This window comes from Bartonella sp. AA23NXGY (assembly GCF_042197165.1).
GTDB lineage: Bacteria > Pseudomonadota > Alphaproteobacteria > Rhizobiales > Rhizobiaceae > Bartonella.
In genome coordinates, this window is sequence record NZ_JBHIRO010000015.1 from 16333 (window position 1) to 32662 (window position 16330).

The following is a 16330-nucleotide window of genomic DNA, read 5'->3' on the forward strand; positions in this document are numbered from 1 at the left end:
CAGATCTGGCGGCGACTTACTCTTCCGTGCTTTAAGGCAAAGTACTATCAGCGCTGGAGTGTTTCACGACCGAGTTCGGGATGGGATCTGGTGCGTTCACTCCGCCATAACCACCAAGTCAGCAAAAAGCATGAATGATGAAGAGTATGTGATGAATATTGCTATAAGCTTCATGGAATATTGTCCTTTAAAGTGTGATGATATGACGCGGTTCGTTGTTTAAATCTATAGGCTTGAGATAAAAATTAAAGCGGTTTATTATTTCCTTCTGTTGTTTTAGTTTTTGTATGTCAGATTGGAGAGAGCATCCAGATCTGAGTGGACATAGTGCGTATATCTTTGTTGGCGTAATATTTGAAATGGGGAGGCAATCTCATTGGGAAAGAATAAAGAGGTAGAAATCAGCTTCCCTCTGTTCCGCCGTTCTTTAATTTAGCTTTATGTCTTTCAAAAGTATCTAAAGCACTATCTGTTAAATAATGAAGATTCCGCATTGTTTCACGCTTTTTTTTATTGTGTTTTTTACTGCGGGCATGTCCTTCATGCACGACAAAATACTCAAAATAGAATGGATTTGTTATTCCTAATTCACGGCCTTGTTTTAAAGAGATATCTAAGCTCTCAAGTCTATTTCGTGATGGTGTTTGTGGGGCGGCGCAACGACATCTTTGATGCAACGGTGCTTGTGAATGGTATAATAAGAAAGTTCCCATGGAAATAATATAAAATCTATAGGGCGCGACCATCTTTATGCTTAATAAAAGAGCAAGTTGATATTGTTATATTTTTCAAACACTGTCATATTCTTTGTTTGATCCCAATGTTGCTACAGCCCCTTGGCACTTGAGATAGTTCATTAGAGGCATTTTTAATCCTTTCTTAATAGTTTTTTATCCCTATGGCTCTTCCCCCTTGTCACTTGTAAGAGATATGTTTTTTGTTGATTCAACATGGAACAGGTCTAAAATGAAAGAATCTGACGATATTCTGGATTCTCATTTAACATGGAAAACAATTAATTGTCTTTATAAATCAATATCTTGTCTTATAATGGAGCTGCTGTAGCATTGAGATTTTAGAGGAAAAACTTGCCTTTAAGAATTTATACCAGATACTAAGTCTTTATAGCAGGTATATAATAAAATGCACATCATCTAAAATAAATAGAGTGTCCACAGCGAAGAAGGGGCTGACTTTTTTAAATCGGCATGAATGCTTATTCTGTTGTGCTGTAAAAACATCATCGCTTGAGGTGTGGTGATAATATAAGACATAAAATTTTATGCATGGGGTATTTTGATGAGAGAATGTTATGGTGTTTAGTTTTTTATTCAATATGCAAAAGAAATATTATAAGTCAAAATCTTCTTTGATGTGATAATGATTTTTGAGAATTTAAAAAAATATATAAATTTAAATAAAAAAGCAGCACTTTGTGCTGCTTTTTTATTTAAGTTAAAATTAACTTCTGCTTTAGAAACGATAACGTATTCCGCCAGACAAATTGGTGCCAGATACACCGGCTTTTTGCAGTTTTTGCCGATAGCTGATATCGGCGTTTAGTACGATATTTTGAGAAAGATATGCGTTCACCCCCATGCCTCCCTCAACTGAGGAGCCGGTAGGATCAACATGAAAGGTATCAGCAATTTTTATTGTTTTACCATCGCCAAAAGTTCTGATAACATTCATTTTACCATAGAAGGAAACAGCCTTGTTTTCTTCAAGAGCCATTATCGTTTTTGTTAAACGTCCACCAAAACGGATCAACCATTGATGTGGATTGCCCATGTCTACTTTTAAGCCATTGGTATCTGAGAAAATATCAAACATGAGATTTTGATAAATGAATTGAGCTTGTGGTTCAAAGACAAGCCCTTTTGTATCGGTTGCTAATTTCTGACCAATGGTTGCAGATATATTAAGCATCTCGGTACCATCCAATTTTGCGGCATTCCCAACAAGAGCTGTGGTAATATTTCCTTTTAAGGTTCCGTAAGAAAGAAGAGCGTTGACATATATACCATTGCTATGCTGGATGCCGCTATAAGCGGTAAGTGACCATTTATCAAGCGTTGTCTTTTCAGAATCTTGCATCTCTTTTGGCGTAAAGGCAAGCTTTCCGTACGTTCCTAAAAGACCAAAATATGCGCTTATGTCTTTGCTTTCTAAGGCGGCTAATATGCCCCCTAATTGTAAGGCAGTATAGTTTACATCAGCACCATAACCATAGTGCAGTGGATCGCGGTTGGAAGATAGGGTGACCTTCTCGCCGTAGGAAGAGAAAAAGATACCATTCTTTATATTGTCTTTTGCCCCAAATACTGTTGTTCGCATATTGTCTAACAACGTGTTTTGATTGTTTACATCAGTAAATCCAGCAGAAAATAAAGTATTAGATATGGTTAAATAGTTTGCTACCTGTGGTAAAAGGGCTCGAACCTTTTTATCCTTATCAATGTAGGCATTCTGTAAGCGAAAATCCCAGAAATTACTGTTTTTACCAAAAAGATTTTGGCTCTCATGAGATGTTCCAGGTTTATAGCCTGTAAGTACATACTTATAAGGTTGTTTCCCTATTGTCATATAGTTTCCTGCTAACGTGAAGGAATTTTCATTTGCTTGTCCGGAAACTTGAATGATTGAAATCCCATGTGTCCCTAAAGGAAGTGAAGCCATCGTCTCTTCCCAAACAGCAGAGCTATCGGTTTGGAGATTGATGTGAACAACAGTACTTCCTGAGACATCACCATTAATCACAATGCGATCAGTTTGTTGTTCCGTGATAGGAGAATGTTTATCCCATTGAGTGTTTACATAAATCTCTGCAAGACCCGCTGTACTATAAATCGCTGCTGTGTGAGTTGTTTCGTCTTCTTGCGAAAGATTAGGTCCTATAAACAGAGTTTGATAATGTCCCTCAATGGGCTTGTCAAACATAATGGCGCTGTTTGTAAGGTGCAATTCAGAAAGATTAGAGTATGATTTTTCATCAACACCAAACTGTCTATAGTCATTTAAAATATTATCATTATTTGTGGCATTTTTATTCGCCTTTACAAGCCATTTCGTCCTCTCTTTTAGATCAAAAACTGTTCTATTATCTTTAGAAGTTCTTACCCGACCTTCTAAAGAAGAGTGGTCTGCAACTAATGTAATGGTGTTTGTGGAGGCACTTTCGTTCTTGATATTTTTTAATAAAATATCGGCATGAACTTCTGAATTTTTAAGGTTGACTTTCCCGTTTACGCCTGTTCCATAAAGGTTGATACCGCTACCATGTTCAACGAAAAGCTTTGTATTCTCTAGGGTTACTTTATCAGCAATATTGGCTACATCTTGTTCTTGAACGGCATTGGTGTTCCTTTCAGCATTGCGTGTATATCGTTTTCTAGGGGCATTATACGGATTGTTGCGGAAAATAATACCGTCTGCTTCATAATTTCCCGTGACATGGACGCTTGAATCCTTAAGTTTGATTGTGCCCTCCATGTTTACCAAACCAGCTGTTTCTGCTGTTACAGTAATGCCTGTAGCATCAATTTCTCCACCATCTGATACACTTAGTGCAACAAAACGCGCATCAACTGTTCCCCCTATCATGTTGACTTTTGAATTATTTCCCTCTGCATGTACAGCAAAACCATTGTCTTGAATTTTTTTGTTATGTAGCGTTATGGTCTTACCGTTTTTAGCTTCAACTCCAGCGCTTATATCCTCAATTTGTGTAGACTTTTCAGGTTGTTTTATTGGTGATATTGGTTTTTCAATCTCTGATTTTTCAGATATTTTTTGTGCAGATGAAGATTGCACTGGCGCTGGCTTTGCAGATTTTGGTGGTACCAGTAATCTTGTTTTTTCAGTTTCTACTCTTAAAGATATTGGCTGTGCGAGTTCTGGTTCATTAGATGTTGGTATTTGCTCTGTTGTTGGTTTTGTAGGTTCCGTTCTTGTAGGTTCAGACTTTGTAAGTGCTGGTTGTAAATTCGGTGAAGGTTGTGTAGGTTCTGGCTGTGAAGACACAGCAGAATTCGATAGTGTTTTTTCGCTGGAAGAGTCTGCAGAAGAGGAGGGCGCCCCTGAACGTCTTCTAGATTTTGCTTCCATTCCTGTTGTTGAAGATTGTATAATAGGAGTGTTTTGTGTTGTAGGGTTAGATTGTACACCTTCTGTAACTTTAGTCTTTGGTGTTTGTGTACTTCCTTGACTAAGATCAGAGTTTTGTTTTGAAGAAGAAATTATATTTCCAGCTGAATTTCCTTCAAGTTGTGTTTTGGGAGGTAGAGTGCTTGTAGAAGTAGGCGTTGTAAGTTTACTTCCTGTAGAAATAGGGCTTGCGCTCGTTCTTGTGGAGCTAGGTGCTGTAGGGGGAAGGAGGCCATTAGGGGTTGAAGATGGATATGATGGCATAATTCGCCCGATTCCATCATATGGATCTTTATACGGATCAAAAACTCCGGATAGATTTATTTGTGACTTGACACGAGCAGGTTGTAGAGAAGAAGAATCTATCGTTGTTGATGGATTTGTACTATGAATAGCATAAGACAAACCGCTGGAAGAATAAAACAGAACTCCGGAAACTGTGTATAGTAAGAAGCTTTTTTTCATATGGATGTATTCCTAAAATATTTCCCCCTCTCTCATAAAAAGTAAAACTTTGACCTCATTATGTCTCTTTTGTAAGAGACAAAACGAAACATAATGAGATCTCTTCATATTTCAAGATAAGGAATACAAGTATTTTTAAAAGTGATAGCGTATTCCAGCGGAAATATTTATTGCAGAGATGCCAGCTTTTTTGAATTTATGTTGATAGCTGAGATCACTATGAAGCTGAATATTTTGTGATAAGTGTGTGTGAATACCAAAACCACCTTCGATTAAAGATCCCATAGCTGCAAGCTGAAAATTTTTACTAAAAGTTTTGATCATGTTCAGTTTGCCGTAGAAAGAAACAGCATGTCCTTTGTTTTGCGTTAAACGTCCGCCAATACGGAGCAGCCATTGATAAGGATTACTTATGTCTATTTTAGAGTTATCGTCATCTGAGAAAGAGCTCCTATCTGATAAAGAACCAAGCATGAGACGTTGATAAACAAGTTGTGCTTGCGGTTCTAGGATTACACCTTCCAAACTGGTTGACAGTTTTTGACCAACAGTTGCAGCGGCTCCTAATGTTTTACTATTCTTCACTTTTGAGGTATGTTTGATGAGAGCTGTAGCGTGATTTTCTTTGAAAATTCCATAAGAGAGAAAGGCACTTGCATAGATGCCACTGTCATGCTGAATATTTCCATATGCGGTGAGTGACCATTTATCAAACATATTTTTTTGAAAGCTCTCCTTGTTTTTAGGAGTAAAAGATAATTTCCCATATGTTCCGAAAAGACCAAAGTTGCTGCTGATATTTTGATCTTTTAGCGCTATTAGTGTTGCTCCTGCTTGCAATGCAGCATAGTGAATATCTGCTTGAACACCATCTTGTTTTGCTTGAACCTTAGAAGAAAAGGTGCTTTTATTGCCATAAGATGATAAGAAAACGCCTCTTTCTGGATGATCTTTGGGTTCAAACATTGTTATTTGCATATTGTCTAACAAGATATTTTGATTGTTGACATCACTAAACCCAACAGCAAACATCGCAATAGGCATGGTTAAAGAACTTTCTCCTTGTGGTGTAAGAGTTGTGCTTTTTTCTGTTCCATCAAGAGAAGTAGAAGCTGCGGTTGCTTTATCATCATCTGTAAGTTTAGAGGAGCTCTCTGTAGCCGCGGTAGCAGTATTCTCAACCTTTGGGAGCAAATTCATATGCGCTTTTGCTGATGTATTAAGAGTTGTTTTTGATTCCGAGGAAGTGGTGTTTGTTTGGGGATCAATATCAGATTGCGAATTTTCATTTATTTTAAGCTGTCTCATTCCATGACCTGTTCTTGTGAATGAATTGTCCTTGTGTTGGGCAGCAACATGAGCGGGTGGTAATTTATCACTAGCGCGTCTTTGTTTTGTACTGGAGTCAATAAGAGGTTGTTTATTCTTTTCAGATGCAGGAGGGGATGTTTTTTCTTTTCTCTCCACGTTGGTTATTCCATCCGCGTTCAAAGTCTCTAATACTGCTTTGCGTAAAGTATTGGAAAGTTCCTTGTTTTGTCCTTGTAAGGCAGTATCCACTTGTGCCGCCTTATGTAATATTTCTGCTGTATTTTGCAGTTTGTGCCAATCACGATTGTCTTGGCTTACCCATTGTTGGTGTGCAGCATTAACACGCTGTTGGTTATCAGCTTCAAGGATTGCTGCCGCCTTTACGGCATCGGAAACTGCTTTGTCGTAGCCACGTAATAAATTTTCTCTTGTTTTTAATCGATTCTGACGTAATTGTTCAAGTTTTGCTCTGGCTTGCATCATGCGGTACGCATCACGATTAAATTGCTCTGACATAGCACGAGCGTATATAGAATCTCTTTCTTTCCGCATTTCCTCTCTATGATCAGGAGTTGCATAACGACCGATCCCTGAGAAATATCTGTTAATTTGAGTTCCTGAATCATCTAATGCTTCTTGAAGTGCTTGATTGAAGTGCGAATTATCCTCCATCATGGCGCCAGAGGCGATCTTTTCAAGATTTTTTTCTGCTTGTGTTGGTGTGTTTATTAAATCAATGGCATGGCGATATTGTTCAGGTAATTTCATAATCCCTTCAATGGCATGGCGTTCCTGGGGGCTTAGAGCAGAGGCGGTGCTGGTAGATGTGAAATTAAAAGAAGAAAAAAATAAAGCACAAGCGGCTGTACATAACAAAAGATTCTTATGCATAGAGATGTTCCTTAAGATATTTTCTTTGTTTTGCTAAAAATGAACTACTTTTTGACACATTACGGTTTTTTGTAATGTAGTTAAGCAGCACTGTTTTCATCTCAGCGCTGCTTATGCGTCAAAATAGAGAGCTAAGATTTCTAAAAGCGATAACGCATTCCTCCGGAAAAATTAATTCCAGAGAACCCGGCTTTTTGAAGTTTATGTTGGTAATTAACGTCAGCATGAAGTGCGATATTTTTAGAAAGCTGCGCGTTAATGCCAAGCCCACCTTCAAGGGAAGAGCCCATAGAATCGAGATGGAAAGATTCCATAACATCAATAGCGCGCTTCTCACCAAAAGCTTTGATGACATTCAATTTACCATAAAAAGAAAGAACACGATCTTTTTCAATAGGAAGTATTGTTTTTGTTAAACGCCCTCCAATACGGACCAACCATTGATGAGGGGTCTTTATATTAACTTGGAAGCCATCAATATCTGAAAGAGTGCCAAAGGCAATATGTTGATAAATAAGTTGTGCTTGTGGTTCAAAGGACACTCCTTCAACACCAGTTGCTAGTTTTTGTCCAACGGTAGCTGATATATTTAATGTATCCGTATTGTTTAATTCTGTGGTGTTGCCGATAAGGGCTGTTGTAATATGTCCGTTTAAAATGCCGTAAGAGAAAAATGCATTAACATAGAGACCATTGTCATGGTGGAGATTCCCATATGCCGTAAAGGACCATTTATCCAGTATGCTTTTGTCAGAACCTTCCATGTCCTTTGGCGTAAAAGCGAGCTTTCCATATGTGCCTAAAAGACCAAGATTCGCGGTTATATTTTGATTTTCTAACGTTGTTAATGTCATGCCTGCTTGTATAGCAGCATAGTGAACATTAGCACCATAACCATATTCCAATGGACTACGGCTGGAAGATAACGTCATCTTGTTGCCATAAGTCGATAAAAATATCCCTTTTTGTTTATGACCTTCTAATCCAAAAACTGTTGAGTGCATATTATCTAACAGTGTATTTTGATTGTTTATATCAGCCAAGCCAGAGGAGAATATTGCATTATGCATAACCAAATAGCTTGCCATTTGAGGAACAAGAGCTTTGATTTTTCCTTCATCATCAAGAGTCGCATTTTGTAGACGGAAATCCCAAAACTCTTCACTTTCTTGCAAGAGACTTTGCTGTTTGTCAGCTCTCCCACGGCTAGATGTTGGTCCATAGCCATTTAATACATATTTATAGGGCAATCCATCCATTGTAGTGTAGCCATTTGCCAGCGTGAAGGCGGCTTCCTCTGCTTTTCCAGACACCTGAACAAGTGAGAGACCACGCGCATTCAAAGGAATTGAAACTTCATCATCATCGAATGGTTCTGCACGCTTTGAAAGATTGTTGAAATAGATCGTTGTGGTGCCTGAGACATTACCATGAACGAGAACACGGTCAGTTTTTTGTTGTTCTTTTATAAGACCATTACTCCATTCGGTATTAAAGTAAATCCTTGCGTTGCCCAATGCATTGTAAACCGTTGTTGCATCGGAGCTTCTGTTTTGCTCTGCTTTCGCAGCTTCAGCTGTTGGCTGTTTTCCCACATGCAAGGTTTGATATTGATTGTCTGCTAGTTTATGCGGCGCATTAAATATAATAGAGCTATTATTAAGGTTCAATACTGAGACAATAGACTGTGCACGTTGTTTAATATCAGTGAGCAAGTATCCTTTAGAGCTGTCAAATTCTTTGTCTACTTCAAATTGACTAATCTTTAGGGACCACTTGCTGTTATTGTTGAGAGTAAAAATCGTTGTATTTTGAGGTAAAGTCTTTGCTCGTCCTTCTATAATCGAATTGTCAGCGCTTAATATAAAAGTGCGAGGATCGATATCTTTTGAGTTTTCTGGGATTTTATTTTTTAATAATATATCAGAACGAATTTCTGAACTTTTAAGTTCTACCTCAGCAACAGATTTTGCATAATCTGGTCCTAGAATACCAATACCATTTTCAACAAGAAGTTTTGTGTTGGTAAGAATTGCTTTATTGATAACTTTTTCGCCCTCTTTTACTTGGGAACTTGGGATGTAATCAAAAAGGATACCACGACTTTTGTGATGTCCGGAAACATTTATGATTGAATCTTCAATATGGATGATGCCGTTTGAAATTTCTAAACCACGGGAATTTGATTTTCCTACAGTTTTTTTAGCATGAATACGTCCACCTGTTGTTGCGGTAAATAAATTTGAGTCTGAACGCATTGTTGAATTTGTAATGGTGATAAAGGCTTTGTCATCAGCAACCACTGTTGTATATGCGCTGCGGATAAAAACGTTATTAAAGGTTTTTTCTTCTCCTGCTTTATCCGCACGAGCCATAACCATTGTAGGAGCTGATGTATTTGCATAAGTTGAACCGAAATGAGAAAAAATCAAAGTTCCAGCAATTGTACATAACAAAAAATTTTTCTTATAAATATATTTCTTACACATAGATATGCCTTTAGTATTTGGTATGCTTTGATGCTTACTTCATTCCCCTGATGGCGCAAGTACCCAGACAACTTCTATATCATTATGTTTTTATTGTAAACAACAAAACGAAATATTGTATCGTGTTCTTTATCGTTAAAAAAATGATTTTAGAAGAGCTTTTAAAATAAAAATTGCAGTTAGAAACTATGAATTGCAGAAAAGCTAGATTGATCAGTATTCCGTTTAAAAGTGTTAAGAAACAAAATATTTTGCAAGGATGTTTGTTGCTTAAGGCTGTTGTTATGGAAACTCTACAAATTTTGGAGAAGCTGTTGTTGTGTGCTTACAAAAAGCTTTTAATTGATTTTCTTACACAGAGAATTATTTATTACGTGTTTTAAAATACAAAAAAATTTATTAAAAGCATTTGATTTTTATAAATCAAAAAGGTAGCTCTCTTGAGAATTCAGTATTCATTTAGAGATAACAGATTTTGTTACATTTGGTTTGAGTGAGATTAATTGGCTCAAGAAAGGTGGTAGAAAGAATCCTTATTGACGCTTCTTTCCAATAGATTGTAAAAAGGCAGCACATTTGTACTGCCTTTTATTAAAATGAATAGAATATAAATTGTTTTTTGCTTTTTCTTAAAACTGATAGCGTATTCCACCTGAAAAGCTTGCTCCAGATATACCAGTTTTTTGAAGCTTATATTGATAGTTAACATCAGCATAAAGTGCGATATTTTGTGATAATTGTGCATTTACACCAAGTCCACCTTCAACAGACGCTCCTATAGAATCAAGGTGGAATGGTTCACCAATCTGTATCGTACCATTGTTAGAAAAAGCTTTAACAATATTCAATTTACCATAGAAAGAAAGAATACCGCCGTTTTCAATAGAAAGCTTCGTTTGCGTTAAGCGTCCACCAACACGCACTAAGTATTGATAAGGATTTCCCATATCCACATCAAAGCCATCGACATCTGAGAGTGTGCCAAGCATGAGGCGTTGATAAACAAGTTGTGCTTGTGGTTCAAAGACCAATTCTTTCTTACTGGTTTCGAATTTTTGTCCAATGGTTGCTGATGCACTGAATGTATCAGCATTTTTCAATTCTGCAGTCTTTCCTATGAGAGCTGTGGTGATATCTCCCTTGAGCATTCCATAGGAGAAGAGCGCATGGATGTATATCCCATTATTATGGCGCAGCCCACTATATGCAGCAATTGACCATTTATTGAGTGTACTCTTGTCAGCACCTTCCATGTCTTTAGGGGTGAAAGCTAATTTCCCATATGTCCCTAAAAGACCAAAATTGGTGGTCATGTTTTGATCTTCTAGAGCTGCTAATGTAATGCCTGCCTGTAAAGCTGCATAGTGAATATCGGCACCATAGCCATATTGTAATGGCGTACGGTGAGAGGATAATGTCATCTTATTTCCATAAGTCGAGAATAAGACTCCTTTGTTTTTATGATCTTTTGTCTCAAAGGTGTTTTCCTGCATCGAGTTGAGTAAAGTGTTTTGATTGTTTATATCAGCCAGTCCAGCTGAGAATAGTGCGTTAGGCATGGACAAATAGCTTGCCACTTGAGGAACGAGAGCTCTGATCTTTCCCTCATTATCGAGAGTCGCATTTTGCAAGCGAAAATCCCAGAAATTCTGATTTTTTTCCAAGATGTTTTGTGCGTTGTTTGCTTGTCCAAGGGATGATGAACCGGTATTTTGCGCTTCTTTCTCTTTTGGTGAAACGCCTTCAATCATTGTTCCTGATGCTGATATCGTGTAGATTGTGTAGTCTTTGAGGGTATTTTCTTTTGATTCTTGTGATATTCCGCTAAAATGACTTTGTGTGCTATCGGCTGTCCCATGGCTGGATGTTGGACCATAGGCTTTGAGTATATATTTATAGGGCAATCCCCCCATTGTGGTGTAGCCGTGTGCAAGTTTGAAGGAATCTTCATTTGCATTTCCAGAAACTTGAATGAGTGAAAGACCACGCATATTCGAAGACACAGAATCTTCAGCTTTTAATATCTCACCTTTCGCAAGGTTCTTGATATGGACTGTTGTGCTGCCTGATACATCACCATGTATAAGGAGGCGGTCAGCTTTTTGCTGTTCTTTTACTAGACCATCACTCCATTCAATATTAAAATAAATTTTTGCATCGCCTGTGGCATTGTAAACTGTATTATAAGTGCTTTCTATATCGGGGATTGTACTTCCCTCAGGTCTACGAACCTCAGCTGTTCGCCCTACATACAAGGTATGATAATGATCTTTTTCCCGCCCTTGTGGTGTCTTAAATATGATAGAACTATTATTAAGATTCAGTACTGAAACGGTAGAAAGGGCTCGTTGTTTAATATCACTGAGCTCATAGTTAAACACATTAAAGTCAGTATCGACTTCCTCTTGAGAGGTCTTTAAGTACCATTTGCTTTTGTTATTCAGAGTCAAAACCGTTGTATTGACTTTTAAAGTTCTTGCTCGTCCCTCTATTGTTGAATTATCAGCGGTTAATGCTAAAGTTACAGGAAGAGTATCGTTGTCATAATATTTACGTTTCGTTTTATTTCTCAATAATACGTCAGATCGAATTTCTGAGTCTTTAAGTTGAACTTCAGCAACGGCTCTTGAGCAGTAGGGACCAAGAATACCGGTACCGTTTTTCACAAGAAGTTTTGTATTGCTAAGAACAACCTTATTGACAACTTTTTCTCCACTTTTCAGTGAAGAATCTTTTGTTTCATAAAAAACGATACCACCGGCACCTCCTCGTTGGACGGTTATGGTTGAATCTTCAACGTTGATTATACCATTCTTTGTTTCTAAACCTTTGTATACTGTATTTGCTTTAATTTCTTTAGCATGAATGCGTCCACCTTCTGATACAGAAAGTGCAGACATTTCCGTGTGTATTGTTGATTTTACAATTGTGATAGCTGCTTTATCATGCGCTAATATTCCAGGTCCTTTATCGCGGACAAGAACATTATTTAAAGTCTTTTCTTCTCCCTTATTTAATTCAATCTTTCCCAAAATTCCAGGAGTTTCAGGAGCTGATGTATTTGCATAAGTTGAACCGAAATGAGAAAAAATCAAAGTTCCAGCAATTGTACATAACAAAAAATTTTTCTTATAAATATATTTCTTACACATAGATATGCCTTTAGTATTTGGTATGCTTTGATGCTTACTTCATTCCCCTGATGGCGCAAGTACCCAGACAGTTTCTATATCATTATGTTTTTATTGTAAATAACAAAACGAATTATATTGATGGTGTTCTCTATGATTTGAAGTTTTGCTTCAGAAAAACTTTTTTCATGATCATAAAAAGTCGAGAAAAGTGGATTTCATAAAACCTAGCTTGGTTAAGCTTATGCTAAAAGCACTATGAAGTATGATATTTAAAAATTGTCTATTAAAGATAATCGCTATAAAAGCTCTATAGCGTTGAGATGTATTATTTGATGCATTCACCAAAACGATCAGCAAATTTTTTCTGCTATAAGAAGAAGAGATGAGGGGGCTATTCACAGGCTTTCTTTAAAGATAAGGGTACCAAAGTCCATTTTTCTAAGGAAGCACAGCCCATTTCGCGACGGTGTTCATGAATGCTATAACGCTAAAGCCATAGAATCCCATCATATTTACGCTTACGAAGGAGCAAGCCGATACCTTTACGCTTAATAAAAGAGCAAGCCCGTCACACATTTTGCTAGCTCCCAATATTTGTGATAAGCCCTTGGCACTTGAGACAGTTCATGAGAGGAATTCTCAGGCTTTTCTTATATAACTTTTCTCCACACGCCAGCCCTGCTTGTAATGTGTAAGTGAATGATTTTGATTAGTTCAACATGGAACAGATTTTAAATGAGAGAAATTTACGATATTCAAGATTTTAATTCAATAGGAATAACGCTAAATTATCATTATAAATCAATATTTTGAATATTTCATTTAAAACATCTTTTATTGATACAAAAAGAACTTTATTGAGTTATTTCATTTTATAAATGAAAAAACTAGCTTTCTTGAGCGTTTTGTATGTGAAAGATAAAGCGCTTGTTGTTAGATTTTCTTTTCATGCATTAATTTTCTCAAAACTGTTTGTTTAGAAGAACCAGCAATGGAAGTGTAAAGAAATCTTTATAGATAGCGACAACACATCGTAAAGAAAGAAATTATTTTATTGCTATAATAGATTGTAAATAACAAAAAAATACAGTCCGTTTTTTTGTTAATAGTAAACGGATTAATATGCTTATTTTTTTATAATTTTATATTAAAATTGGTAGCGTATTCTATCAGAAAAACTTGTCTCGGCTACACGTCTTTTAAAAAATTTTTGATAGTTTACATCAATATAGAGAGTTAAATTGTGAGATAATTGTGTATTGTGCTAAATGCACCTTTAACGGCAGAATCTATCGGATTAAGGTGAAAATGAATACCAATCTGTTTAGTATCATTAATATCAAAGTTTTTTAAGGAAGTTCACTTTCTCATACAAGGATGGGGTACGGTCTTCTACGGTCCTAACAATAGTTTTTGTTAGATACCTACTTATCCGGACTAACTGGGGAGGCTGTCTGATTTAATTTTAAGATTATCAATATGTTAAAAGTCGTTAAAAATCAAATCATTAGCATACAAATCATGTTTGTGGTTCAAACGGTTAGTTCTCTGACTATTTTTTGCAAATTTTTGACAAATGATTGTTGAGGCAATTAACATTTTTACAGCATAACTTTAATAGTATTTTTATAGAAGTTTTAGAGATATTTGCTGTCCAGATATCATAAGGGAAGAGTGTAGCCATATGAAAACACTGTTATGCTCTTATATTATAAGCTATGATTGATTATTTATCCGATATGTTTTTTTTCATTTTCTATATCCTTTGGAATGAATGAGAGTGGCTGTAGGTTTCCTATCTGTTTTAAATGTGCAGTGGTTAACTTTTCATTTTTCTAATATCATCTTTGCTTGGATAGCTCCATGGTGCATATTAGCACCATATCTACCTTCAAAGAGGAGCATAATTGAACGGTAAAGTTGTTGTACTTCCATAAGTGAAAAAGCAAGAAATCTTCTATTTTTTAAGATTTATTCTTAATGCTATTATCTTTATATTATCTAAAAATACACTTTGCTTAGCTTTATGGGCAAATTCGATGATGAATAGCTGCGCAATACGTGTGAAGAGGAGGAAAAGTGTATTTAAGTAGAAAAGAAAACACTTCAGGAAAAAATCGATTTCATGTACGAAAAGGCAGCATACTTTGTGACATATTCTAGATAAAAATACCTTATCTTTTATCTTGATAAAATGGTATAATATGCTGATTTATAATGATAATTTAGCGTTGATTTCATTGAGTTAGAGTTCTGAATAACGTAAGATTCTCTCATTTGAAACCTGTTTGTCTTAAATCAAGAAAAACCATTCTCTTGCACACCACAAGCGGGGCTGGCGTGTGGGTAAAAAATGTATAAGAAAGGACTAAAAATGGCTCTTATGAATCGTCTCAAGAGCCAAGGGCTTTAGCAACACCCACGAGCTGGAAAATATAATGATGGTGCCGGCTTGCTCCTTCACAAACGTAAAGATGGGGGTGCTCAATGGCTTTATCGTTATACCATTCATGGGCGCTGTCGCTAAATGGACTTGGGTGCTTTGAGAGATGTCTCTTTAAAACAAGCTCGTGAATTGGCACCCCTCCCAATAGCACTCTGTTCTTCGTGATGGTCATGATCCCATTAAAGAACGTGAGAAACGAAAACGTGAGGCAATGCGTAATCTCCATTACTTAAAAGACATTGCCTTAGATGCTTTTGAAAGTCGTAAAGCTGAATTAAAAATGATGGTAAAGATGGAAACTGGTTTTCACCTTTAAAACTCCATATTCTCCTCAAATTAGGCTGTCTGCCTATTTCAGAGATTACACAAACAGAAATACGCAATATCCTCGCTTCCATCGGTCATTCAAGATATAATACTAAAAAACACAATAAAGTCAATAGGTTGTGTGAAATTATTTTATATGAATCCACTCAAGAATCCATCTTTTTATGCATGATTCATTTGACCATTTTTTATATAAGATTGCCATGGATGAATAGACTGTAAAAAGCAAATCATGATGCAAATATTATAACGCATGTAAACGTTCAAATGAAATGAAAAGCAGATATCATTCATAACAGTTCATAAATTTTATGGTACGTTTTTATCACAGCACAAATCACATTATTTAAAAATTTAGTCGTTTGAAAATATCGATAACATAAATTGTATAGGTTTAAAAAATGGTATGAGTTTTGCTCTTTTTTGAGCTAAACCTTCAAAGGAATAATCGTTTGAAACGGTCATAAGCTTATAGGTTTAGTTTATAAAGATTGCATAAAAGGATTTAAAGACAAGATCGATTTTATAACCACGGTATTTTTTACCGCGGTAGGAAATAAAGGTCATGAAATTCAAAACGCTATATCTCATGAAATGAAAAGCCTTTTAATGAATAGATTGCAGGCTAGTCTTTAAGAACGGAACTATTCGCTTCCACAAAAAAATGGAGGCAAATAATGCCATGGCAGTAGAATAACTATCTACTTTAGATTTGGTACTAAAAACGTTTTAAAAGTTATAGTTTAAAAATACGAAACCAAAAGAGCTCTTTCCAAATTTGGGGGCAGCTATTAAGACAAAGATAAGCAAACAAACTTCAAAACCATTGTAACATCATAAGGTATGGGGTTTCTCACTTTTTATTAAAAGCAACAATGTTTAAAGAATGCTCTATTCTAAGATAACACCCCCAAAATGGACCGGCTAATATTTAAAGAAATTAGGTTTTAATGAAAAGTACAAATACGCTTATGAAAGCTCTTTAAATGCACGTTTAAACGTTTGAAACATAAAATGAGATCTTTGAAGAATATTCGTTTAGATGCAGGGCGCACAACGGTTGACGGCGTGGAGACCGTATTAAACACCGAGGCGCTTTCTGCTGGGGGTAATGCAACGGT

The 16330-nt window shown here is 36.3% G+C and carries 5 protein-coding genes, 1 rRNA gene and 1 pseudogene; 1 reads left to right on the forward strand and 6 read right to left on the reverse strand.

Features of this window, described 5'->3' with window-relative positions; all coding sequences use genetic code 11:
- Nucleotides 1-3 precede the first annotated feature (3 nt).
- From rrf to ACFINY_RS07750, 6 genes are all read right to left on the reverse strand, one after another.
- Nucleotides 4-118: ribosomal RNA gene (rrf, locus tag ACFINY_RS07725) — 5S ribosomal RNA — on the reverse strand.
- A gap of 283 nt (nt 119-401) precedes the next feature.
- The gene (locus ACFINY_RS07730; protein ID WP_375700961.1) at nt 402-746 is read right to left on the reverse strand and encodes a hypothetical protein; all 345 of its coding nucleotides are present in this window, start codon (nt 744-746) and stop codon (nt 402-404) included.
- Nucleotides 747-1473: 727 nt separating this feature from the next.
- Nucleotides 1474-4611: an autotransporter outer membrane beta-barrel domain-containing protein gene (locus ACFINY_RS07735; protein ID WP_375700962.1), complete on the reverse strand. Its 3138-nt coding sequence runs from the start codon at nt 4609-4611 to the stop codon at nt 1474-1476.
- 135 nt (nt 4612-4746) lie between these two features.
- A complete protein-coding gene (locus ACFINY_RS07740; RefSeq protein ID WP_375612205.1) occupies nt 4747-6813 on the reverse strand; it encodes an autotransporter outer membrane beta-barrel domain-containing protein in 2067 nt (688 codons plus the stop codon).
- Nucleotides 6814-6953: 140 nt separating this feature from the next.
- Nucleotides 6954-9302, reverse strand: coding sequence for an autotransporter outer membrane beta-barrel domain-containing protein (locus ACFINY_RS07745; RefSeq protein WP_375612206.1), 2349 nt, complete (start codon nt 9300-9302; stop codon nt 6954-6956).
- 629 nt (nt 9303-9931) lie between these two features.
- The gene (locus ACFINY_RS07750) at nt 9932-12454 is read right to left on the reverse strand and encodes an autotransporter outer membrane beta-barrel domain-containing protein (RefSeq protein ID WP_375700963.1); all 2523 of its coding nucleotides are present in this window, start codon (nt 12452-12454) and stop codon (nt 9932-9934) included.
- 2356 nt (nt 12455-14810) lie between these two features.
- On the opposite strand from ACFINY_RS07750, the pseudogene ACFINY_RS07755 reads away from it, so the two are divergent.
- Nucleotides 14811-15302 (forward strand): annotated as a pseudogene (locus ACFINY_RS07755) (integrase arm-type DNA-binding domain-containing protein); the annotation flags it as partial.
- Nucleotides 15303-16330 lie beyond the last annotated feature (1028 nt).